A 22,764-nucleotide genomic window follows, 5' to 3' on the forward strand; every position below is an offset into this window, starting at 1 on the left:
CCCGGATTCGGGGGTATGGGGGAATGTCCGACGTACGGCGGCGACTGCGCCGCCTCTCGGGCGGGCTCGGCAGGATGTCGGGTTTCGCCCTGTCCATCGGGCTGCTGGCGATTGCATCGCTGGCGGCCATTCCGGTGATGGTCGCGGCGGAGGGCGATCGAGGCTGGGGGGCGATCGCGCTCGGACAAGCCGTAGGCGCCATCGCCGCCGCTGCGATCGGGTTCGGCTGGGGCGTCTCCGGCCCGGCGCGCATCGCCGTCGCCGACGAGTCCTCACGCCGCACGGCGTACATCGAGTCGGTCCGCGCACGGCTCGCGCTCTTCGCGCCGATCGCGCTCACGAGCAGTCTCGCCGCGGCCGCGATCGCCCCACAGTCGCCGGGCCTGGCCGCCCTCGGGGCGGTGACAGCGGCCGCTGCCGGCGTCTCGGCGAACTGGTACTTCGTCGGACGCGGGGCGCCGTTCTCGCTGTTGCTGGCCGAGACCCTGCCGCGCGTGGTCGGCACCGGGGTCGGCATCGCGCTCATGCTCGGCGGCGGCGGAGCCGCCGTGGGGCTGACCGGCATGCTGGGCGGCATGGTCGCGGCATTCGCCTGCTCGACCGTGTGGATCCTGGTCTCCTCGCGACGCCACCGCGCATCGGCGCCGCCGCCGGGTCGGCTGCTGCGCGTCCTGGCCGATCAGCGTCACGGCATGGGGTCGGCTCTCGGATCAGCGATCTACATCGCCCTCCCGCTCGTGGTCGTCTCTGTCGTCGCGCCGGCCGCGCAGCCGGTCTTCGCCCTCGTCGACAAGTTCCAGCGACAGGTCGGTGTCGCCCTGCAGCCGGTCATCACGGTCGCCCAGGGCTGGGTGCCCCGTCGCGATGGCGCCGAGAGCGCATCACGGGCTCGAAGCGCCCTGCTCGTCGGCAGCGGGATGTCGCTCGTGATCGGCACCGCGGTCGCGATGGCCGGCGGCGCGGCACTGGACTGGCTGGGCAACGGCGAGATCGACGTCATGCCGCTGGCGATCGTCCTGATGGCGCTGTTCGTCGCGGTCAACTTCTTCGAGTCGCTGGTCGCCAAGGCGCTGCTGCCCTCGCTGGGGCGGCTGCGTATCGGCGCGCAGGCGACTCTCATCAGCACGGTCGTGGTTGTCCCCCTCGTCGCGCTCGGCGCGATCCTGTGGGCCGCGCCGGGCGCTCTCGGGGCCGTCGTGGTGGGACTCCTCACGCGCGGCGCCGTCGAAGCGGTCGCCGCCTCACGCACCATCCGATCGAACAGATCCGCTGTCATCCGGGAGGAGATCGATGCCTGACAAGGTCCGCGACCTGCTGAGGCTGGCACTGTGGCTGCTGCCCGCGAGTCGCCTGAAGAATGCGCTCCTGCGCCGAGCCGGCCACCGCATCCACACCACGGCCCGCGCACGGGCGAGCATCGTGTGGCGCGTCGCGTCGTTCGAGCTCGACCCGGGTGCCACGTTCGGTTCGGCGAACGTGGTGAAGAACATGCGCGAGATCCGGCTCGGACGCGACGCCATGCTGGGGCGCTGGAACCTCATCTCGTCGCATCCCCTCTTCCTCCGGCACCTGCCGGAGGGGGGACGGCTGATTCTCGGCGACCACGCGAAGATCACCAGCCGCCACCAGCTCGACTGCTCGGGCTCGCTGACGCTGGGGGCATTCGCATCGCTGGCGGGACACCAGAGCCGTGTGATGTCGCACAGTGTGGATCTCCAGCGGAACGCGCAGGCCGCCTTCCCGGTCGTCATCGGCGAGCGGTCGTTCGTGGGCACGCGCGTGCTCATCCTGGGCGGTGCGGTGCTGCCGCCCCGATCGGTGCTCGGGGCGGGATCGGTCCTGACCCGTGCCCGCGGGGTGCCCGACGCGGGTCTGTGGGCGGGGGTGCCCGCCACCCTGCGCGGCACCGTCTCGGGCGCCTGGTTCGACCGACGCGAGACCTCGACCCACGACCTCTGGATTCCGGCGACGGACGAGATCGTGTCCACGCGATGAGAGCGGGTGTGCGATGAGAACGAGGATGCGAACGCATCGCGGCGGCGGCCACTGGTGGCAGATCGACTGGGGCGGCTTGCCGGTATGGGCGGTCGCGCTCTCCGCGGTGGCCATCGGCGGAGTTCTCGCCGGCGGGGCTGCGCTGCGTTCGAGCCCCGCCTCCGAGGTGCAATCCGCGCCGATCGTGGTGTTCCTCGGTGATTCGTACACGGCCGGCGTCGGGGCATCCGACAAAGCCCTCGGGTGGGCGAGCCTCGTCGGCGAGGCCGAGGGATGGCGGGTGCGCAACCTCGCGCGGGGCGGGACCGGCTACGCCGCGCGCGTGACGGGTGAGGCCGCACCGGCGGCCTGCGGCCGCGACGAATGCCCCGCCTTCGGCGAGATGGCCCGCGAGGGCGCCTCGCTCGTGCCTGACATCGTGATCGTGTCCGGCGGGCGCAACGACATCGGCCAGGCGCCGGTCGACGCGGATGTCGCCGACTTCTTCGACACCCTGGCGGCGGCCTATCCCGGCAGTCGCGTCTACGTCACCGATGTACTCTGGCACGACCAGGCGCCGGAGGCCGTTCAGGAGCTGTCGCGCATCGTCGAGGCGGACGCGCAGCGCGTGGGCGCTGTCTGGCTCGACATCGGACAGCCCCTGGCGGGCGACAGCGGACTGCTCGCTCCCGATGGGGTCCATCCCAACGATGCGGGACACGAGGCCATCGCCCAGGCCGTGATCGCGGCGCTCGGCTGATCGGCGCAGTCTAGGCGGGGGCGCCCGGCGGCGCGGCGCCGACCGGGGCGGCCAGCGACCGGAACCACTTGCGAGAGAGCAGTACCGTGATGCCGGTGGTGGCGAGCAGCAACGCGGAGTAGACGACGACGAAGATCTCCGGCGCGCCCCACAGCACGAACGCCACGGCGAGGACGCCGTAGTCGGCGGGCAGGAGCAGCACCGCCCGCAGCGTCGACGGCGGCGGCGTCGCGCCCGACCGAGGCGCGAGCAGAGAGTAGAGCGTCAGACCCGCGAAGAGCACGACCGCGATGAGCGCGTACGCGAGGGGGAGCAGCAGCCAGGCCCCGCCTGAGCGACCGCCGCCGGTGAAGCCGATGAGCACCGCGGCGTGCACGCCCACCATCTTGCCGGCGTCGACGACGTGGTCGAGCCATTCCCCCGCACGTGACGAGGCGCCGGTCAGACGTGCGACTTGGCCGTCCGCCGAATCCAGGGCGAAGCCGATGACCAGCAGAGCCGCAGCGGTGACGCCGCTCCAGGCGGTCGTCGGAACGGCCGCGACGACGACGAGTCCCGCTGTCGTCGCGAGCGCGGAGAGCGCCGTCACCGTGTTCGGGCCGATCCCCGTCGCAGCCGCCGCGGCGGCGAACACCCGCCCGAGCGGCCGGTTGACCCACCGCGAATAGAGCGAGACCCCTCGCTTGCCCTTCTGGGCCTGTCGCAGACTTCCCCACGCGTCGCTGAATCGCACTGTTTCCCCCATCGCGCCGATCGGCCGAATCCGATCTATGCGTCCCCTGGGCCACAGTGTACGATGCACGAAGTCGGAGTGGTGCTGGGGCACCGATCCGGGCTTGGGGAACGACGTGCGACGGGGGTCGCGCGTTCTGGGGAGCGTCCGTGAGGGCGCGCAAAATTGGGGAACACTCGTGCGTACACGCATCGCGGCCGTCGCCGCTGCCGTCTTGGCTCTTTTCATCGGGGCCGGAGTCGTGGGGATCACAGCCCCGGCATCCGCTCTGTCGCCCGGCGTCTCGTTCGCCGCCGACGACCAGTCCACCTGGCAGACCAACGGCACCGTGTACGCCCTGGGCGCTGCCGGGGGCAAGGTCGTCGCCGGCGGCACGTTCTCGCAGATCCGCCCGCCGGCGGGCCGATCGGATGCCGCTCGGGCCAGGAACGCCCTCGTCATCCTCGATGCCGAGACCGGCGAGCCCGACGCCTGCCAGTTCGCCGTCACGCTCAGCGGCGGTACTCCGACGGTGCGGGCGATCGCGGTCAGCGCCGATCAGTCGCGCGTCTACGTCGCCGGCAACTTCTCGACCATCGGCGGAGTCAACGTCGCCCGGATCGCGGTGCTCGACGTCCAGGCGTGCACGGTCGCGCCGTTCCGTGCGCCGTTGCCCGGTTCGACCGTCACCGCCCTCGCCACCCACGGCAACGTGCTCTACGCCGGCGGCCTCTTCAAGACTGTCGGAGGACAGACCCGCGAGGCCTTCGCCGCGTTCGACGCGACGACCGGCGCACTGCTGCCGTGGACCGCCAACGCCGTCCGCGGCCGCACCGACCTGCCGAAGGAGGTCAACGAGGGCCGTGCGATCGCCGTGTCACCCGACGGTGCGAAGGTCGTCGTCGGCGGCGACCTGTTCTCGATCAACGGGCAGTACTCGCACTCCATCGCCATCGTCAGCGGTGCCAGCCTGACCGACGGCAGCGGCGGCCAGGTGCTGCGCACCTACAGCCCGGGGTTCATTCCCGACACCTCGGTCACCAAGACGATCATCGACGGCGGCGACGGTCGCTTCTACATCGGCAACGAGGGGACCGGCGGCGGCGTGTTCGACGGCAAGGCGGCGTTCTCGTGGGCGACGGGCGACCAGGTCTGGCGCGACACGTGCCTCGGCGCGACGCAGTCGCTCGTGATGTACCAGGGAACGCTCTACTCGGCCAGCCACGCCCACGACTGCAGCGGGATCAACGCCTTCAACGACGGCATCCGCCGCTACTTCATGGCGCAGAACCCCGACTCGATGGAGGTGCTCGGCTGGCTCCCGCTCGGCAACGACGGCATCGGCGAGGGCATCGGCCCCCGCGCGCTCGCCGTCGCGACCGGCAACGCGAGCGGACAGCGCTACCTGTGGTCCGGCGGTGACTTCACAACGATCAACGGTCGCGCCCAGCAGGGGCTCACCCGGTTCGGGCCGCAGGACACCGGCGCCCCGCCCACGCCTGTCGCCAGCGCACAGGCCACGAGTGACGGCACCATCCAGGTACGCTTCCGCACCGTCGTCGATGCCGATGACAGCCACCTGACCTACAGCGTCTACCGCGGCAACGCGACCGAACCCGTCTGGAGCGGCACGGGCAGGTCGCTGTGGTGGGAACGCCCGCAGGTCACCTTCGTCGACGCCGACGTCACGCCCGGCGCGAGCTACACCTACCGCGTCACCGCCAGCGACGGCACCAACACCTCGGCCCGCTCGGCAGCGGTGAGCGCAACGGCCCGTGCGGCCGGTGCCGACTACCCCGCGGCGGTACGCGCGGACGGGCCCACGAGCCTGTGGTCCGGCTCGACCAACGGCACCTGGGCCCACGACTCGGGTGCGGCGCAGACCCGCACCGACGCCGTCCCCGCCACTCTCATGGACGGGGCGACCGTCTCGGCCGACGGTGCGGTGCCGGCTGCGGGAGGCTCGCTCCGGTTCGACGGTGTCGACGACTACGCCATCACCGACCAGCTGCGCCCGGGTCCGTCGACGTACACCGTCGAGGCGTGGATCAACACGACGACGACAGCGGGCGGCAAGATCGCCGGCTTCGGCAACGGGCGTCCGCGCACCGGCTCCAACATCTCGAACCTCAGCGGCTCGTACGACCGCCACGTGTACATGCAGAACGACGGCCGCATCACCTTCGGCGTCTGGGTCGGCGGCGCGTCGACCGTGACCAGCCCCCAGCCGCTCAACGACGGGCAGTGGCACCACGTCGTCGCCACGCAGGGCGCGAGCGGAATGGCGCTCTACGTCGACGGGCTGCGTGTGGCGTCGAACAGCAACCGCGATCAGCAGTCGTACTGGGGCGTCTGGCGGGTCGGCGGCGACCAGCTGGGAGGCTGGCCGGGGCAGCCCTCCAGCAACTTCTTCGGCGGACTGATCGACGAGGTCGCGATCTACCCGAGCGCTCTCCCTGCCGCGCGCGTGGCCGCCCACTATCAGGCATCCGGTCGGACGCTCGATCTGAACACCGCTCCCGCCGACGCCTACGGCGCCGCCGTCTTCGGAGCCGAGCCCTCCGTGTACTGGCGGTTCGACGACACCGGGGCCACGGCAGCCGACTCGTCGCTGTTCGGCACGAGCCCCGGCGTATACAACGTCGGTGCTCAGACCCAGCCCTCGGGTGCGGTCTCGGGCAGCGGATCGGTCTCGCTCCCGGGCAACGACTCGGGCACCGTGGCGCTCGGCCAGCGGACCGCTCCCTCGCCGACCACCTCGGGAGAGATCTGGTTCCGCACCGACACGACCGCGGGCGGCAAGCTGTTCGGGTTCGAGAACGTGCCGACCGGCAACGGCTCGAGCTACGACAAGCAGCTGTACATGACCAACGACGGCCGACTGATCTGGGGGTCCTACCCGGGCTACGTCGCCACGGTCGAATCGGCGACGTCATACAACGACAACGTCTGGCACCACGCCGTCGCCGTCATCGACGAGACCGGCCGCAAACTCTACGTCGACGGCGAGCTCGTGGCCGCGAACGGCCAGACGGGCGCCGAGACCGGCGACGGGTACTGGCGCATCGGCGGCGGCAACCTCGGCGGCTGGCCCGGCCAGCCCCCGTCGTTCTACTTCGACGGCGAGCTCGACGAGTTCGCGATCTATCCGACGACGCTCGACGCGGCCACGGTGGCGCGCCACCACGCGATCGGCATCGCCGACACCACCCCGCCGGCCGCGCCCACGGCACTGTCTGCGCAGGCATCGGCAGACGGCGTGCATCTCTCATGGGCAGCCGCGACCGACGACCACGCGGTGGTGTCGTACACGGTCTACCGCGGCACGACGGCCGACTTCGCGCCCAGTGAGGACACGCGCCTCGGGACAAGCATCACGACCGGATTCGTCGACACGGCGCAGGTGCCCGGCACGCGGTACTACCGCGTCGTCGCGGTCGACGCCGCCGGCAACGTCGGACCCGCCACGGACGCCGTGCAGGTCGACCTCCTCGACACGACGCCCCCGCAGACGCCGGTCGCCCCGCTCGCGACGGCCGCCTCCGACGGGGTCTCGCTGACGTGGACCGCGGTCGCCGATGATGTCGCGGTCACGGGCTACACCGTCCACCGCGGCACGACGGCCGATTTCACGGCGGATGCCTCGAACGTCGTCGGCACGACGGCGACGACCGGATTCACCGATCCGTCGCCCGCACCCGGCACGTACTACTACCGCGTCACCGCATCCGACGCCGCGGGCAACGTCAGCGCGGCCTCTCCGTCATCGCTCCCGGCGACGGTGACCGCCCCCGACACGACGCCGCCCTCGGCACCGGCCACAGCCACGGCCACGCTGGTCGACGGCACCGTGCAGGTGCGCTGGACCGCGGCCACGGACGACCGAGGGGTCGCCGGATACCGGGTGCACCGCGGCTCCGATGCCTCCTTCACCGCCGACGAGACCAACCGCGTCGCCGAGGTCACCGACCTGGCGTTCGACGACCCCGGCCTCGCGCCCGGCGTGTACCACTACAAGATCACGGCGGTCGATGTCTCCGGCAACATCGGGACCGCGGCATCCGTCGCCGTCACGATCGAGTCGGTCGAGCCGGTCGTGGTCACGGTCCCGGTGGCCGACGACGCGATGGTGGTGCAGGGCGTGCCCGGCACGAACTACGGCGCGAGCACGCAGATCTCCAGTCGCGGCGGCACCAGCCAGATCGAGTCGCTGCTGTCGGCCCCGCTGCCGTCAGCTCCGAACGGCACGGCGCTGACGCGGGTGACCCTGAAGCTCCGGACCTCGACCGACCCGTCCGCGGGCACGGTAGAACCGACCGACTTCGCGATCATCGGAGACGCCTGGAACGAGTCGACGGTCACGTGGAACACCCGTCCCTCGACGCCGGGCGCCGGGGCCGGACGGCTCGGGCAGGCGCCCGCCGTCAACACCGCGTACACCGTCGACCTCTCGGCGGCATCGCTGCGGCCTCTCCTCGGACAGAACGCGACGCTCCGGATGACCGGGACGGGCGCGGACAACCTGCGGCTGTGGTCGTCGGAGGCGGCGAACGGCTCGTACCGTCCCGTGCTCGTGCTCGAGTTCACGCCGCTGTCGGCACCCGACACGGCGGCGCCCACGGCGCCCACGGGTGTGCAGGCGAACGCGGCGGGCACGACGGCCGGTCTCTCGTGGACTGCCGCGACAGATGACCGCGGTGTCGTGCGCTACGACGTCCACCGGAGCACCACGCCCGGCTTCGCGGTGTCGGCCGGCAACCGGGTCGCGCAGACGGCCGGGACGACCGCTCAGGACGGCCCGCTCCAGCCGGGTACCTATGTGTACCGGGTGGTCGCGTTCGACGCCGCAGGCAACGCCGGGCCCGCGTCGGACGAGGTGACGGTGATCGTGACCGCTCCCGACACCACCGCGCCGTCGGCGCCGGGGACACCTGCGGTGGCGGTCACGGGCGGTTCCGCTCAGGTCTCGTGGCCCGCGAGCAGCGACGATGTCGGAGTCGCCGGCTACGACCTCCACCGCGGGACCACAGCCGGCTTCGCCGCCGACGCGGCCTCCCGGATCGCCGCCGTCACGGCAACGACCTACACCGACCCGGGGCTCGCCCCGGGAACCTACTGGTACCGCGTCGTCGCCCGCGATGCCGCGGGGAACGCCAGCGCGGCGTCGGCGGCGGCCTCGGCGACGGTGGTGGCACCGGTGCAGACGGTGACGACGACGATCGCGGTCGACGCGGATGCCGCCGGCTACGCCAACACGCCGACGCAGAATTACGCGACGTCGAACCAGCTCGTCTCGCGGGGTGACGTGGGTCAGCAGAGCTTCCTCAAGCTGACGCTCCCCACCCTCCCGGTGGGCGCGACGCTCGTCTCGGCCACGCTCGGCGTGCGGACCTCCACCGACCCGTCGGCGGGCAGCGCGGGTGCTCATGACGTGCACCTGATGGACGGGGCGTGGGACGAGGCCACGCTGACCTGGAACAACCGCCCGACCACCGTTCGCGGCACGAGCCCGATCGGAACGCTGTCGGGAGCCACGGCCACCAACACGCCGTACAGTGTGGTTCTCGCTGCCGATCAGCTCGCGCCGCTCCTGGGTCAGAGCGTCACGCTCCGTGTCTCGACCACCTCGGCCGACAACCTGCGCGTGTTCTCCCGCGAGGCGACGTCGGCGAGCCAGCGGCCGACCCTGACCCTCACCTACACCCTGCCCTGACCCGGGCGGGGGCGGCGTTCGCGTCGCACACGGCGGCCCGGCCGACGACCCGAATGGTCGGCCGGGCCGCCGACGTTGGCGCTGCAGCCACACCTCTTAACAGCCACACCTCTTAACAGCCACACCTCTTAATAGGGGTGCTGGAAGCGTGCGCCACCTCGCTTATCAGGGGTGGCGGTGGCTCAACGCCGTGACGAGGAGGTGAGAGAGCGCTCGACCCCGTCGATCGCCGCGGACAGCGTCCGGGCGAAGGCCGCGATCGCGGCATCCTCCGTCAGGATGCGTCGCCGGTAGCTCTGCGCCTCAGCGCCGTAACGCGCCGCGCGCTCGGGGGCGGCTGCGAGCTCCTCGGCTGCCGTCACGAGCGCGCCGGGCGCTGCCGGCGGGACGATCGGGCCGGCTCCGGCGGCGTCCATCTCGGCGAAGGTCGTGCTGGTCGTGTCGACGGCGGCCAGCACCGGCTTCCCGACCGCGAAGTACGAGGTGAGCTTGCTCGGCACCGACATCTCCGTCAGACCCGCGCGTTCATGCACGAGCAGCACGTCTGCGGCTGCGAGTACGTCGAGGAACTGCGACTCGGGAAGCGGGTCGACGAACGAGACGGCTTCCGCGCCCGGGCGCTGTTCGAGCGCGGCGCGCTGTCCGCCGTCACCGACGAGCGCGAAGCGTACGCGCGACCCACGCTCTCGAGCGATCACGGCGGCATCGATGACGTTCTCGAGCCCCTGTTTGGCTCCGATCGCGCCGGTGTGCAGCACGATGACCTCGTCATCGCCCCAGCCCATGCGTCGTCGCGTTGCGGCCGTGTCGCTCGCCGCCGGCTCGGGCACGTGCGACCAGTTGCGCACGACATCGACCGGACGCGTGACCCCGAGGCGTTCCTCGAGGGCCGTCCGGAACCGCCGGTGGATGACGACGACCCGCTCCGAGGCCGCGAGCAGGCTCGCCTCTATCGCGGCGATCGCCCCGGCCCCGGACCCCGACCCCGCCTCCTGAACGCCGATCGCGTAGATGTCCTGTACCCAGGTGACGACCGGAATGCGGTGCAGCCGCGCCCGCAGTGCGACCATGCGAGAGGCAAGGAGGGCGGGGGAGACGACGACGATGGCCGCGGGATCTTCCCAGCGGCACGTCAGGGCACGCAGTCCGAACGAGATCTCGAACACGGCGCGCTTGATCGCGCTGGGAGCGCGTGGCACGTAATGACGGAGCCGCCGGATGTCGACGCCCGACACGGCAGAGCGCGCCGGCAGGTCTCGGAACTCCTCGGGCACGCGCCACCAGGGATAGTGCGGGTACGACGTGAGCACACGGACGTCCCACCCTTCGCGCGCGAGGCCTTGGGCCATCCCCGTCGTATACGGACTGATCCCGGTCGGTTCAGGCGCGTAGTTGATGCCCACGAACAGAACGGATGCCGGCACGGGCTGCGGCCTCGGGCTCATCAGTAGGCTCCCACCGGTCGGAGCATCACCTTGACGGTGCGCCACATGATCATGAGGTCGAGGGTCACCGACCAGTTCTCGACGTAGCGGAGATCCAGCGCGACGCTGTCCTCCCACGACAGGTCGCTGCGGCCGCTCACCTGCCACAGACCCGTGATCCCCGGCTTGATGTACAGGCGCCGGAACACGCGCCCTTCATAGTTGCGGACCTCAGACGGCAGCGGCGGGCGCGGCCCGGAGATGCTCATGTCGCCCCGAAGGACATTGAAGAACTGTGGCAGCTCGTCGAGCGAGTACCGGCGCAGGAAGCGGCCCACACGCGTCACGCGCGGGTCGGAGCGCAGTTTGAACAGCGGACCCGCACCGTCGTTGGACGGCAGGAGTTCGGCGAGTTCCTGTTCCGCGGCGTCGGTCATCGAGCGGAACTTCAGCATCGTGAACTCCCGCCCGTCGCGGCCGACCCGCTGCTGGCGGAAGAACACCGGGCCGGGGGAGTCGAGTCTGATGGCCAGGGCGATGACCGGGGTGACAAGGGCGACGACGGCGCACGCGGCGGTGCTCACGACGAGGTCGAGCAGGCGTTTCAGCGTGTGGGCCGCGCCCTCGAATACCGGGATCTTCACGTGGATGAGCGGGAGGCCCTCGATGGGGCTCAGGCTGATGCGGGGGCCGGCGACGTCGGCGAGTCGGCTCGACATGATCAGCTCGGCTGCGGTGCCCTCCAGCTGCCAGGCCAGCGAGCGCGAGAAGTCGGGGTCGTCGTCGGGCACGCTCGCGACGACGAGCGTGTCGGCGCCGACTTCACGTGCCACGCGGGCGATGTCATCGGCGGTTCGCACGGCGAACACGCGGCCGGGATCGCTCGCGACGTCCTCATCGCTCAGCGCCAACGCGATCACCGAGTATCCGTTGTCGGCGAGGGCGAGCTGGCGCATGACGTAGTCGACGTCGCGGCGCTTGCCCGCGATGAGTGTCGCCGACGCGTACTCGCCCAGCCGACGCCGCATCCTCAGCCACGCCCGCCAACGCCAACGAGCCACCAGCAGTGCCAGTACCCCGGCGGGCAGCGCGATGATCATCTGCATCCGCAGACCGTCCCACTGCGCGATCTCGAAGCCGACGGCGAGGAGCCCGAAGGCGACGCCCGTCGCATTCGCGACGCGCTTGTACTCACTCGACCCGGCGCCCATCACGCGGGGTTCGCGTGAACCGAAAAGCGCGAGACCGGCGAGCCACACGACGAGGGTCGCGGTGGTGATCGGAATCACGACCGACGGAGCCTCGCCCAGCCGCGTCGACACAACGCCTGCCGCCGATGCCGCGATGGCGGCGATGAGGGTGTCGGTCACGCGTAGACGACGCGCGTACCGTCTCTCACGCTGCCTCCGCAGTTCGAGAGACGGCAAGCGGCGCGGTGAGACTGCGGGGTCGCGGAACTCTCCCGAGCCCAGGCCCGTGCGGTCTTCGACAGCGGTCATCGGATCGATCCGATGACGCGTTCAGCGACGCGCACGACAGCATGATTGACGCGCATGATGTGCTCCCCCCAAATGGAACATCGCGACGAGGTCGCTCAGATCGGTCGCGAGTTCCCAGGCTCGAGACCGAGTGCGTCGGATTCCTCCGTGGCCGTTCCCACAACGGCCCGCCATCGATTTCTACACCATCGGCGGGCCGCAGGGAAGTCCCCAGGCCGCTGAGCGACACGCCGACTTCCGCAAACGGGTCTGCTCGGTGTACTGTCTCTCGCACCGGCGTCGTGCCGGTATTGGGGAATGCGCTCGGCGGGTGGGACCAATGAGCGGGTCACGAGCGTTTTGGGGGCGCCATGACACAGCGAATCGGGTACGCCGCGGGGGCGTTCGATGTCTTTCACATCGGGCACCTCCAGATTCTTCGGCGTGCCCGTGAGCACTGCGACATCCTCATCGCCGGGGTGGTGAGCGACGAGATGCTCCTGCGCACCAAGGGCATCTCGTCGTTCATCCCCACGGAGGAGCGCGCGGAGATCGTGCGGCACATCGATTTCGTCGACGACGTGCATATCGAGCGTGCTCCCGACAAGCTCGACGCCTGGCGCGAGGTCGGGTTCACGCACTTCTTCAAGGGCGACGACTGGCGCGACACCGACAAGGGGCGTGCGCTCGAGCGTCGTTTCGCCGAGGTCGGGGTCGAGGTCGTCTACTTCCCGTACACGGCGCACACCTCGAGCACGCAGCTGCGCCGTGCGCTATCGGCCGCCGCCGATCGAGCGCGGGCGGCGACCGCCTGACGCTCCCGCCTCGGTGCGGTGCGCGACATCGCGGTTCGCTATGATGTCCGCCAGCGAGGGATCGGCCCGTCGTGTTCGAGGGGGCGACCGTGGGGTGGGGACGAACGTCGCGACGTCGAGCGCGGCTCCGTCCGGGCGTCGCGATCTGGTGGGATGCCATCTCCGGCGGGCGCTTCCTCACCATCTGGAGTGCGCTCGTCGCGCTTCCGACCGCCGCCCTCGTGCTCGCGCCCTACGCGACCGTCGACACGGCCGGGGAGCTCTTCGCCGCGCAGCTCGCCGCGCTGGCGGTCGCCGTCGTGCTCGGTGTGGCGCTCGTGCCGGTCTGGTTCCTGGAGCGGCGCATCGCCTCCCCGACGGTGCGCGGTGTGCTGGTCCTGAGCGCCGTGGTCGTCGCGGCCACGATCCGCCCCTTCCTCAATGATGCGGTGGCCCTCCACCTCTTCGGCCTCGCCGCCGACCCCGCCTGGCTCGCCCGGATCATCACCAACGTCGTCGCCTGGATCAGCGTCCTGTCGCTGGTCGCGATCGCCGAACAGCTCTACGTGAGCTCCGCGATCGCGCGTGTCCGTCTGATCGAGGCTCTTCAGGCCGTGACCGACGAGCAGCGCCGGGCCGTGAGCTACGAGCGGGAGAGTCGCACGTTCCTGGCGACCGAGATCGGCGTCCTCCGTTCTGCGCTGTCGGCCCTGACGGTTTCGGTATTGGATTTCGAGCGCGTCAGGGAATTCTCCGACACCGTCCGCTCGCTCAGTCACAGCGCCCGGGCGCGAGCCGGGCTCGATCTGGCCGAGGTCGCGCCCGATGTCGCAGAAGCGCTGGTCCCGGGTGCCGAGCGGGCCTTTCTCGAGCGTCTCCGCCCGCCCGCCGTCGGCCTCGTCGGGGCGATCTTCGCCGCAGGCAGCGCGCCGTTCGCGCTGCGCACCGGCGGCCCGGCGCTCGTGGTCCTGATCGCGGGCGGCATCGTCGCGCTCTGCCTGGTGGCCGACGTGGTCAGCCGCCGGGTGGCGTATCGCCGTTCAGCACGTGATCGGGGCCTGCTGCTGATCATCGTGTGGGTCGGCGTCGCCGTCGTCATCGCGGGGGCGGCTCCCGTCGTGGGCGTTCACAGCCTCGTTCCACTCATTCCTGTCGTCGCGCTTCCCGGAGTCGCGGTGATCGCGGCCCTGTGCTCCGAGGCCGTCCATCGCGGGCGCGTCGAGTCGAGACGGCTCGGCCGGGCGCTGCAGGCCGTCGTGCGCTCGGCGGCGGACCGGGCGTCGGGCGTACGGCAGGAGCTGGTGCGCGCCTCCGAGGTGCTTCACGGCCGGGTGCAGGGCAGCTGCGTCATCCTCGCTGCCCAGGTCGACGACGACATGGCGACGCGGGCCGACATCCTCGCCTTCGAGAAGGCGGTCGGCGACGGGCTGATGGATGCCGCGGGCGGCGGCGGGGCGGCGCCGTCTCGCCCCGCCGATCTGGCCGAGACGGTCGCGATCTGGGGGCCCGTGCTCTCGGTCTCATCCGACGTGGATGCCGTCGCGACCCGCGCCCTGACCGATGAACTCGTCTCGACCCGAGTCGTTGCGGTCGTGGCCGAGGGACTCGTCAACGCCGTCAAGCACGCGGCCGCGCGGTCGGCCGCGATCGAGGTGCACGGCGACGGCGCCGGATCATCGCTGGCCGTACGCGTCCGCACGCCGGGCCGGTTGCGTGTCGACTCACGCGGGCCCGGACTCGGCGTCGCCGGACTCGGTCCGACCGCTCGGGTCTTCCAGCACGGCCGCGATGTGGTCCTCGAGGTCTCGGTGCCGACCGGCGAACCGGAGCTGGTCGGGGCAGGTCAGGCCGGCGGTGCGCTCCACGACAGCGACTCGATGTAACGCAGCAGCACTCCCTCGCGCAGCGCCCATGGTGAGACCTCGAGCTCGTCGACGTCGAAAGCCCGCATCACCTCGTGCAGCACGACTGCGCCCGCCACGATCTGGACGGTGCGATCGGCCGTGATGCCGGGAAGCTCCTGCCGAGCGGATGCCGGGATGCGGGCGAGTCGGGGGATCCACGAGCCCAGCGCGGCGCGGGGCAGCGTCATCCGCTCGATCCCCGACCATCCCGGCATCGGATAGCCCGCGAGCTTCGCGAGCGACCGGATGGTCTTCGATGACCCCACGACGTGATCGGGGCGGGGGCGGGCGGACATCGTGGCGACCACGGGGGCCAGGGTCTCGCGCGCATGCTCGCGCAGCAGTTCGACGGCGTTCTCGCCCGGCGGATCCGTCGGCAGGAACTGCACTGTCATCCGCCCGGCACCCAGCGGCACCGAGGCTGCCTCGTCGGGCAGCTCGTCGCTGCCGGCGGCGATCTCGAGCGAGCCGCCGCCGATGTCGAACAGGAGGATCTCGCCCGCCGACCAGCCGAACCACCGGCGCACGGCCAGGAAGGTGAATCTGGCCTCCGACTCTCCGCCGAGCACCTGCAGGTCCTGGCCGAGTGCCCGCTCGATGGCCGCGATGACCTGCGGTCCGTTGGTCGCCTCGCGCACGGCGCTCGTGGCGGTGGCGAGAAGCTCCGCGACGTTTTCGGTGCGTGACACCGCGACCGCGTCCGTCACCGCCGTGACGAGTGCGTTCACGCCCTCGTCGCTGATCGACCCGTCGGGCTCGAGGTAGCGCATGAGGCGCAGCACCGTCCGCTTGCTGGTGCGCGCCAGCGGGCGTCCGCCGGGGCGGACATCGGCGACGAGCAGGTGGACCGTGTTCGAACCGATGTCGAGGACTCCCAGACGCACAGGTTCACAGTAGTGGCAGGCCGAGGCGCCGTCGGTGCGGACGGGTGGGGGGTTACGATGAGCGCGATGTCCCCTGAAGATGTGCAGGCGCTGACGCCGCTCGCCCCCGCGCTGTATCGCGAAATCGGCCGTGCCGACTGGGCCCGGCTCGCCGCGGGCGTGACGCAGCCGCTCACCGAGACCGAGATCGTCCAACTCCGCGGGCTCGGCGATCGCATGGACCTCGGCGAGGTGTCGCAGGTCTACCTCCCGCTCAGCCGTCTGCTGTCGCTGTACGCCAGCGCGACTCGGCGTCTCGGGGCCGACACCGACGCTTTCCTCGGCGAGGAGGACAGCACGACCCCTTTCGTCGTCGGGGTCGCCGGCTCGGTCGCCGTCGGCAAGTCGACCGTCGCGCGTCTGCTCCGCGAGTTGATGAGCCGCTGGCCGGGCACGCCCCGCGTCGAGCTCGTCACGACCGACGGGTTCCTCTATCCGAACGCCGAGCTCGAGCGCCGCGGCCTCATGGCGCGCAAGGGCTTCCCGGAGAGCTACGACCGCCGCGCGCTGATCGAGTTCCTGACGGCGGTGAAGTCGGGCGCCCCCGAGGTGCACGCCCCGTTCTACTCGCATATGCGGTACGACATCGTCCCCGACGCACAGATCACCGTCCGTCGACCCGATGTCGTGATCGTGGAGGGACTCAACGTCCTGGCGCCGCCGCCCGCCCCGCACGAGGTGGCCGTCAGCGACATGTTCGACTTCTCGATCTACGTCGACGCGGATGCCGAGCACATCAGCCAGTGGTACGTCGACCGCTTCATGGCGCTCAAGGCGGGAGCGTTCAACAACCCGTCCTCGTACTTCAACACCTTCGCCGATCTCGACGACGACGCCGCGATCGAGATGGCGCGTGGCTTCTGGAACGACATCAACCTCCCGAACCTGGTCGAGAACGTGCTGCCGACGAAGCATCGGGCGACGCTGATCCTGCACAAGGGCGCGTCGCACGCCGTCGAACGGGTGCTCCTGCGCAAGGTGTGACGTCCGCGATCCCGGATGCCGAAAGCGGCGTGCCCGCCGATCCGTGAGGACGACGGGCACGCCTGGGTGTGGACGGCCCCCGCTCAGGGGGAGGGGTGCGACCCGAAACCGCGCGGTCCGATCGGACGAGCCGGCGTGGCCGGGGCCCGGGTCGCGGTGATCGAGCGTGAGCCGCCACATCCAGACGGCGTGTATCGGGCCGCCGGCAACTGCCGGCGGAGCGGAATTCGACCGTTACGGTCGACGCTGTCGCGGTGGCTGCCCCCCAGCAGCCGACCGAGCGCGTGGAATCGCCTCGTCATCTCATCCCCAATGTCTCCACGAGAGCGAACCCAGATCCGTCTCTCATGCCCCAATACCGCCGGGTCCAGCACGCCGGGTCCCATCCCGGCGAGTCTTGTACGCCCTGCGTTTCACCCCGGCTGAGCCGCAGGCTGCGCTCAGTATGGCAGAGCGTCTCCGCCACGGGAAGCGTCAGTATCCGCGGCGTCCTCTGCGCGTCGCACGCACCGTGTGCGTTGTGCAGTGCGCGTGCGCGGCTGCGCACTGCACAACGCCCTCACGGTGCGCAGATCCCCATCGGCACCCTGAGCTTGACGCGCATAGCGACTCCCTCGCCCCCCAAAAGCGGGGACTCTGCACGTCGTGGTTGATCGTACAACTGATGGTGATGTCCGCCAATAGGGGGACAAGATCCGCTTCGCGGATCGGCGTTCCGGGCTCGTGAATCCGGTAGGCTTCATGAGCCTGCGCAGTGCTCGAACCGTTCCCCAAGCGGTGATTCGGTCGACAGCCGTCCCCAACGGCCCGACTGAGAGCGCGTGGGCCTAGCGGGGCCCTCTCGAGTAAATCAGTCCCCAAATGGCTGACTCGAGAGGGCCCTCGTCTTGCTCGGCGGACGACGCCTTCGCATTTCTCGTTACGCACCTGTCATCGCAACCTGCTAGGTATGAATCCATGGAACTGGGGCGGCGCTCGCGCGCGCTCGTGCGCGTCGTGGTACGGGTGCGGCGACGGCGTTCCCGGTGGCGTCCGCTCGTCGCGTTGAGCACGGTGATCGTGCTCGCCGCGACGGCCACGCTCGCCCCCGCAGCGGCCTCCTCGGCATTCGCCCCCGCGGGCACGGGCACGGTGTCCGCGTTCGCCGACCGCGTCGTCCGGTTCGGTCAGGAGGGGGTTCAGGACTCGCGAGCCGTGCTCCTCGTCCACGGCTGGCTCAGCACGGTCCTCCCCGATGCCGACGGCCGGCCGTCGTATGCCCGATCGCCCTTCGCGCGCCCGGTGCAGTGGCGCGACGGTTCAGGCGCGCCGGTAGCCCGTGGCATGACGGCGTCGCTGCAGGAGCGGCTCGAAGCACAGCCCGGCGTCGCGGTGTACGCCTTCGACTACTCCGCGAACTCGGCGAGCTGGGTCGGATCGAACGGTTCGGCCGACAACCTCGCCGCGGCCATCCGCTCCATCGCGGACAGCGTCCACGGTCCCGTCGACATCGTGACGCATTCGATGGGCGGCCTCGCGCTGCGGTACGCGTTGCGCGACGACCCCGGTGTCGCGGCGCTGATCGGCGAGGTGGTCACCGTCGCCGCCCCCTCGGAGGGATCGGATATCGCCAACGTCGCTGTCGACATCGCCGCGGTGATCCGCGCCACGATGTCGACGGTGCCGGTGCTGCAGAATCTCGTGCTGCCCTGGATCGGCGCCGTCTGCAATAACCAGCTGGCCTCCGATGCACGCGGGGGCTGCGACCTCCCGCCGGTCATCCGCACGGGGATCGCCGCTCTGGGGCCGGCCGGCACCGCCCTGCGAGCCGGCTCGACGGACCTCGCTGACCTACCCGACTGGCCGGAAGGGCTGCATGTGCATGCGATCGCCGGGTCCGCGGTCGTGGCGGTCCCGCTGCCGACGGGGAGGACGTGGGAGGCACGCCTCGGCGACGGTCTCGTGGCCGAGGGATCCGCGCTCGCGGGGGCGAGCGAGACCACGGTCGTCAGCTGCCGCACGGATCTGCCGCCCGGTGCCGCCGGGATCGGGATGATCCTCTCGGGCCAGGTGGCCGCGCCGCCTTTCGGTGGGGCCTGCGGGCACGACGCGATCTTCTCCAACCTCGAGGTCGTCGACGCGGTGATGGGCGTGCTGCGAGCCTCCGCGTCCGCCTGATCGCGGACCTCTCGCACGGCCCCGTGGGCCGAGCGCACAGGGGCTCCCGATCTAGGATGGACCCCATGTGCGGAATCATCGGCTACGTGGGCCCCCGTCCCTCGCAGGACATCCTCATCTCAGGTCTCGCCCGCCTGGAGTACCGCGGTTACGACTCCGCCGGCATCGCCGTGATCGACGGCGAGGGCGGCCTCGGCACGCGCAAGCGCGCCGGCAAGCTGCAGGTGCTGCGCGACGATCTCGCCGCTCACCCGCTCGCCGACGGCACGACCGGTATCGGCCACACGCGATGGGCGACCCACGGCGGTCCGACCGATGCCAACGCCCACCCCCACCTCGCCGACGACGACAAGCTCGCCGTCATCCACAACGGCATCATCGAGAACTTCGCCGAGCTGAAGTCCGAGCTCGTCGCAGCGGGCTACACCTTCCGCAGCGAGACCGACACCGAGGTCGCCGCGGTGCTGCTGGGGCGCGAGTATCAGGCATCCGGTGACCTCATCGCGGCGTTCCGCGCGACCGTGTCACGTCTCGAGGGCGCGTTCACGCTCCTGGCCCTGCATCGCGACCAGCCCGGCCTCGTCGTCGGTGCCCGCCGCAACTCGCCGCTCGTGATCGGCCTCGGTGACGGCGAGAACTTCCTCGGCTCCGACGTCGCCGCCTTCGTCGAGCACACCCGCCACGCCCTCGCGATCGGGCAGGACCAGATCGTCGCGATCACGCCGCAGGAGGTCACGGTCACCGACTTCTCGGGTGATGCCGTCGACGTCGAGCCTTTCGAGGTCGTGTGGGATGCCGCCGCGGCCGACAAGGGCGGCTGGTCGTCGTTCATGGCCAAGGAGGTGTCGGAGGAGCCCGAGGCCGTCGCCAACACCATCCGCGGACGCGTCCACGACGGTCTGGTGCAGATCCCCGAGCTCGACGGCCTCGACGAGCTGTTCACGGGCATCGACCGCATCATCGTCATCGCGTGCGGCACCGCCGCCTACGCCGGCATGGTGGGCAAGTACGCCCTCGAGCAGTGGGCTCGTGTGCCCGTCGACGTCGAGCTCGCCCACGAGTTCCGCTACCGCGATCCGGTCATCGGACCCCGCACCCTCGTGGTGTCGATCAGTCAGTCGGGCGAGACGATGGACACCCTGATGGCGGTCAAGTACGCCCGGGAGGCGGGTGCGAAGACCCTGTCGATCTGCAACACGCAGGGGGCCACCATCCCGCGCGAGTCCGACGCGATCGTCTACACGCACGCCGGTCCCGAGGTCGCTGTGGCTTCGACCAAGGCCTTCGTCGCGCAGATCACCGCGCTCTACCTGCTGGCGCTCCACGTCGGTCGCGTGCGCGGCGCGATGGCCGACGAGGCGATCGCCGAGCAGGTGGCCCAGCTCGAGGCCGTTCCCGAGAAGATCTCCCGGGTGCTGGCGAGCGAGCAGGAGCACATCGAGCAGTTCGCGCACTGGATGGCCGACACGCGGTCGGTGATCTTCCTCGGTCGCCACGTCGGCTACCCGATCGCGCTCGAGGGTGCGCTCAAGCTCAAGGAGATCTCCTACATCCACGCCGAGGGCTTCGCCGCGGGCGAGCTCAAGCACGGTCCGATCGCCCTCATCGAGCCCGGCCAGCCCGTGTTCGTCATGGTGCCCTCGCCGACGAGCTCCCCCCTGCTGCACGCCAAGGTCGTCTCCAACATCCAGGAGATCCGCGCCCGTGGCGCCCGCATCATCGCGGTCGCCGAAGAGGGGGATGCCGCCGTGCTCCCGTTCGCCGACGAGGTGCTGCGCATCCCGCTCGCCGAGCCGCTGTTCGAGCCGCTGCTCGCGGTCGTGCCGCTGCACATCTTCGCCATGGGCCTGGCCACCGCCAAGGGCCTCGACGTCGACCAGCCGCGCAACCTGGCCAAGTCGGTCACGGTCGAGTGACCCCGCGCGGGCGCACGGTGACGCCGTGATCGTCGGTATCGGCGTCGACCTGGTCGACGTGCCGCGCTTCGAGCGTTCGCTCGAGCGCACGCCCCGACTGCTCGATCGGCTCTTCTCGCCCGCCGAGCGAATCCTCAAGCCGCGCTCGCTCGCCGCCCGCTACGCCGCCAAGGAGGCGCTCATCAAGGCTCTCGGCGGGTCGGAGGGTGTGCACTGGATCGACATCGAGGTGGCGTCGGAGGCCTCCGGACGGCCGGTGTTCGCGCTGACGGGCGAGACGGCGGCGACTGTCGCCGCGAGGGGAGTGACGACCGTGCACCTGTCGCTCTCGCATGACGCGAACCTCGCGACCGCCTACGTGATCGCGGAGGCGTCGTCGTGACCGCGCGGCCGTTGCGCGAAGCGCTGATCGACGTCGACGCCATCGAGCACAATGTCCGACACCTGCGGCGCCTCGTCCAGACCGAGGTCATCGCCGTCGTCAAGGCCGACGGGTACGGTCACGGCGCGTTGCTGGCAGCCACGGCCGCCCTGGCGGGAGGCGCGACCCGACTCGGGGTGGCCGACGTGTCCGAGGCGCTCGCGCTGCGCGGGGCGGGCATCACGGCCCCGGTGGTGGCGTGGCTGCACGGCTCCGACGCCGACTTCCGCGACGCCGCCGAGCACGGCATCGAGCTCGGGATCTCGAGCCTCGCCCAGCTGCAGGCTGCTGCGGCCGCGGCATCCGCCGAGCAGCCGGTCGGTGTGCACCTGAAGGTCGAGACCGGGCTCGGACGCAACGGCGTCGAGCCGCGCGAGTGGCAGCGCGTCTGCGCGGAGGCGGCCCGTCTCGAGCGCGTCGGACGGCTGCGGGTCGTGGGCGTGTTCAGTCATCTGTCGAACACGAGCATCGACGACGACCGCCGAGCGCTCGCGCGGTTCCACGACGCTCTCGCCGAGGCCGCGGCCGCGGGAGTCCATCCTCCGCTGCGCCACATCGCCGCATCGAACGCCGCGATCGCCCTGCCGGAGGCTCGATTGGACTGCGTGCGCCTGGGACTGGCGATCTACGGCCTGTCTCCGCTCGCCGATCGCTCGTCGGCCGAGCTGGGCCTTCAGCCCGCGATGACCCTGCGCACGTCGGTCGCCGCGGTGCGACGGGTGCCCGCCGGACAGGGCGTCTCCTACGGGTACACGCATCGCACGGCGGCGGAGACGACCCTCGCCCTCGTGCCCCTCGGGTACGCCGACGGCGTCCCCCGGCAGGCCTCCGGGCGCGGTCCCGTGGTCATCGGCGGCCGGCGGTACACCGTGTCGGGGCGGATCGCGATGGATCAGTTCGTCGTCGACGTCGGCGATGCCGACGTGTCGATCGGCGACGAGGTCGTGCTCTTCGGCGACCCGACGCTCGGATACCCCGCCGCAGCCGAATGGGGCGATGCGGCTGACACGATCGACTACGAGATCGTCACGCGGATCGGCCCGCGGGTGCAGCGCACGGCGGTATCGTCCGAGACGACGGGAGGCCGACGATGAGCGGGATCGACGAGTACGTGGGCGAGCGTGAGGTGACCTCGGCCGACGAGATGGAGGCGTGGGGCCGCGAGATCGGGTCTCGGCTGCGCGCCGGTGACCTCGTCGTCCTCACAGGCCCCCTCGGCGCCGGCAAGACGACGCTCACCCGGGGGATCGGCGCCGGTCTCGGCGTGCGCGGTCCCATCCAGAGCCCGACCTTCGTCATCGCCCGCACACACCCGTCCCTCGTCGACGGGCCGCCGCTGATCCACGTCGACGCCTACCGTCTCGGCTCCCCGGCCGAGCTGTCCGACCTCGATCTCGACCTCGACGCCAGCGTCACGATCGTCGAGTGGGGGCACGGCATGGTCGACGGGCTGCGTGAGAGCTGGTGGGAGATCGAGCTCGAACACGGCTGGAGCGGCACCGGCCTCGACAACGCCTGCGGCACGAGCGGCCCCGCGGCCGCCGAGATGGCCGACGCCGCCCCGCGCATCGTCACCGTCACGCGTCGACCCTGAGCGCGTGGCG

Annotated in this window: 16 protein-coding genes; 12 read left to right on the forward strand and 4 right to left on the reverse strand. The window is 71.0% G+C overall.

The window, feature by feature from the left end; genetic code table 11:
• Nucleotides 1–23 precede the first annotated feature (23 nt).
• Genes ACU6RU_RS15530 through ACU6RU_RS15540 form a run of 3 tightly spaced genes read left to right on the forward strand, consistent with a single transcriptional unit; the run spans nucleotide 24 to nucleotide 2,734 of the window.
• Nucleotides 24–1,298 carry a hypothetical protein gene (locus ACU6RU_RS15530; protein ID WP_120265281.1) on the forward strand — a complete coding sequence of 425 codons (1,275 nt, stop codon included), beginning with the start codon at nucleotides 24–26 and terminating at the stop codon, nucleotides 1,296–1,298.
• Entirely contained in the window at nucleotides 1,291–1,995 is a 705-nt protein-coding gene (locus ACU6RU_RS15535) for an acyltransferase (protein WP_289330177.1), read from the forward strand. Before ACU6RU_RS15530 ends, ACU6RU_RS15535 begins: the two co-directional genes overlap by 8 nt.
• A 25-nt stretch (nucleotides 1,996–2,020) precedes the next feature.
• Complete coding sequence (locus ACU6RU_RS15540) at nucleotides 2,021–2,734, forward strand: SGNH/GDSL hydrolase family protein (protein WP_289330176.1); 714 nt, start codon at nucleotides 2,021–2,023, stop codon at nucleotides 2,732–2,734.
• Nucleotides 2,735–2,744: 10 nt separating this feature from the next.
• Here ACU6RU_RS15540 and ACU6RU_RS15545 read toward each other — a convergent pair whose 3' ends face one another.
• Nucleotides 2,745–3,479, reverse strand: coding sequence for a CDP-alcohol phosphatidyltransferase family protein (locus ACU6RU_RS15545; protein ID WP_446727008.1), 735 nt, complete (start codon nucleotides 3,477–3,479; stop codon nucleotides 2,745–2,747).
• Between the two features lie 166 nt (nucleotides 3,480–3,645).
• Here ACU6RU_RS15545 and ACU6RU_RS15550 point away from each other — a divergent pair, with 166 nt between their 5' ends.
• Nucleotides 3,646–9,159: a LamG-like jellyroll fold domain-containing protein gene (locus ACU6RU_RS15550; protein ID WP_446727009.1), complete on the forward strand. Its 5,514-nt coding sequence runs from the start codon at nucleotides 3,646–3,648 to the stop codon at nucleotides 9,157–9,159.
• A 182-nt stretch (nucleotides 9,160–9,341) separates the two neighbouring features.
• On the opposite strand, the gene ACU6RU_RS15555 is transcribed toward ACU6RU_RS15550, so the two are convergent.
• Together ACU6RU_RS15555 and ACU6RU_RS15560 are read right to left on the reverse strand one after the other, a co-directional pair.
• Complete coding sequence (locus ACU6RU_RS15555; protein ID WP_120265285.1) at nucleotides 9,342–10,604, reverse strand: glycosyltransferase; 1,263 nt, start codon at nucleotides 10,602–10,604, stop codon at nucleotides 9,342–9,344.
• A complete protein-coding gene (locus ACU6RU_RS15560) occupies nucleotides 10,604–12,082 on the reverse strand; it encodes a sugar transferase (protein WP_120265286.1) in 1,479 nt (492 codons plus the stop codon). Before ACU6RU_RS15560 ends, ACU6RU_RS15555 begins: the two co-directional genes overlap by 1 nt.
• Nucleotides 12,083–12,432: 350 nt before the next feature.
• Between ACU6RU_RS15560 and ACU6RU_RS15565 the strand changes: the two genes are divergently transcribed.
• Together ACU6RU_RS15565 and ACU6RU_RS15570 are read left to right on the forward strand one after the other, a co-directional pair.
• Complete coding sequence (locus ACU6RU_RS15565; protein ID WP_120265287.1) at nucleotides 12,433–12,876, forward strand: adenylyltransferase/cytidyltransferase family protein; 444 nt, start codon at nucleotides 12,433–12,435, stop codon at nucleotides 12,874–12,876.
• Between the two features lie 89 nt (nucleotides 12,877–12,965).
• Nucleotides 12,966–14,738 (forward strand): hypothetical protein, encoded by a 1,773-nt coding sequence (locus ACU6RU_RS15570; protein ID WP_289330173.1) that lies wholly within the window; start codon nucleotides 12,966–12,968, stop codon nucleotides 14,736–14,738.
• On the opposite strand, the gene ACU6RU_RS15575 is transcribed toward ACU6RU_RS15570, so the two are convergent.
• Nucleotides 14,699–15,643 (reverse strand): Ppx/GppA phosphatase family protein, encoded by a 945-nt coding sequence (locus tag ACU6RU_RS15575; RefSeq protein ID WP_289330172.1) that lies wholly within the window; start codon nucleotides 15,641–15,643, stop codon nucleotides 14,699–14,701. The genes ACU6RU_RS15570 and ACU6RU_RS15575 overlap by 40 nt on opposite strands.
• A gap of 66 nt (nucleotides 15,644–15,709) precedes the next feature.
• Between ACU6RU_RS15575 and coaA the strand changes: the two genes are divergently transcribed.
• The 6 genes from coaA (at nucleotide 15,710) to tsaE (ending at nucleotide 22,754) form a co-directional block, all read left to right on the forward strand.
• On the forward strand, nucleotides 15,710–16,666 hold the full coding sequence (gene coaA, locus ACU6RU_RS15580; RefSeq protein ID WP_120265290.1) for a type I pantothenate kinase: 957 nt from the start codon (nucleotides 15,710–15,712) through the stop codon (nucleotides 16,664–16,666).
• A 957-nt stretch (nucleotides 16,667–17,623) separates the two neighbouring features.
• A complete protein-coding gene (locus ACU6RU_RS15585; RefSeq protein ID WP_289330171.1) occupies nucleotides 17,624–18,823 on the forward strand; it encodes an esterase/lipase family protein in 1,200 nt (399 codons plus the stop codon).
• A gap of 65 nt (nucleotides 18,824–18,888) precedes the next feature.
• Nucleotides 18,889–20,739 carry a glutamine--fructose-6-phosphate transaminase (isomerizing) gene (glmS, locus tag ACU6RU_RS15590; protein ID WP_120265292.1) on the forward strand — a complete coding sequence of 617 codons (1,851 nt, stop codon included), beginning with the start codon at nucleotides 18,889–18,891 and terminating at the stop codon, nucleotides 20,737–20,739.
• Nucleotides 20,740–20,764: 25 nt separating this feature from the next.
• Nucleotides 20,765–21,121 (forward strand): holo-ACP synthase, encoded by a 357-nt coding sequence (locus ACU6RU_RS15595; protein WP_120265293.1) that lies wholly within the window; start codon nucleotides 20,765–20,767, stop codon nucleotides 21,119–21,121.
• Nucleotides 21,118–22,254 (forward strand): alanine racemase, encoded by a 1,137-nt coding sequence (gene alr / locus ACU6RU_RS15600; RefSeq protein ID WP_446727010.1) that lies wholly within the window; start codon nucleotides 21,118–21,120, stop codon nucleotides 22,252–22,254. Before ACU6RU_RS15595 ends, alr begins: the two co-directional genes overlap by 4 nt.
• Nucleotides 22,251–22,754: a tRNA (adenosine(37)-N6)-threonylcarbamoyltransferase complex ATPase subunit type 1 TsaE gene (gene tsaE / locus ACU6RU_RS15605; protein ID WP_446727011.1), complete on the forward strand. Its 504-nt coding sequence runs from the start codon at nucleotides 22,251–22,253 to the stop codon at nucleotides 22,752–22,754. Before alr ends, tsaE begins: the two co-directional genes overlap by 4 nt.
• Nucleotides 22,755–22,764: the final 10 nt, after the last annotated feature.

It is taken from the genome of Microbacterium sp. F1-18 (assembly GCF_052921305.1).

Coding starts and splice junctions, on each gene's coding strand:
- ACU6RU_RS15585 (WP_289330171.1), top strand. CDS start 17,624: ATGGAACTGGGGCGGCGCTCGCGCGCGCTCGTGCGCGTCGTGGTACGG.
- ACU6RU_RS15535 (WP_289330177.1), top strand. CDS start 1,291: ATGCCTGACAAGGTCCGCGACCTGCTGAGGCTGGCACTGTGGCTGCTG.
- glmS (WP_120265292.1), top strand. CDS start 18,889: ATGTGCGGAATCATCGGCTACGTGGGCCCCCGTCCCTCGCAGGACATC.
- ACU6RU_RS15560 (WP_120265286.1), bottom strand. CDS start 12,082: ATGACCGCTGTCGAAGACCGCACGGGCCTGGGCTCGGGAGAGTTCCGC.
- ACU6RU_RS15540 (WP_289330176.1), top strand. CDS start 2,021: ATGCGAACGCATCGCGGCGGCGGCCACTGGTGGCAGATCGACTGGGGC.
- ACU6RU_RS15545 (WP_446727008.1), bottom strand. CDS start 3,479: ATGGGGGAAACAGTGCGATTCAGCGACGCGTGGGGAAGTCTGCGACAG.
- ACU6RU_RS15565 (WP_120265287.1), top strand. CDS start 12,433: ATGACACAGCGAATCGGGTACGCCGCGGGGGCGTTCGATGTCTTTCAC.
- ACU6RU_RS15530 (WP_120265281.1), top strand. CDS start 24: ATGTCCGACGTACGGCGGCGACTGCGCCGCCTCTCGGGCGGGCTCGGC.
- coaA (WP_120265290.1), top strand. CDS start 15,710: ATGTCCCCTGAAGATGTGCAGGCGCTGACGCCGCTCGCCCCCGCGCTG.
- tsaE (WP_446727011.1), top strand. CDS start 22,251: ATGAGCGGGATCGACGAGTACGTGGGCGAGCGTGAGGTGACCTCGGCC.
- ACU6RU_RS15555 (WP_120265285.1), bottom strand. CDS start 10,604: ATGAGCCCGAGGCCGCAGCCCGTGCCGGCATCCGTTCTGTTCGTGGGC.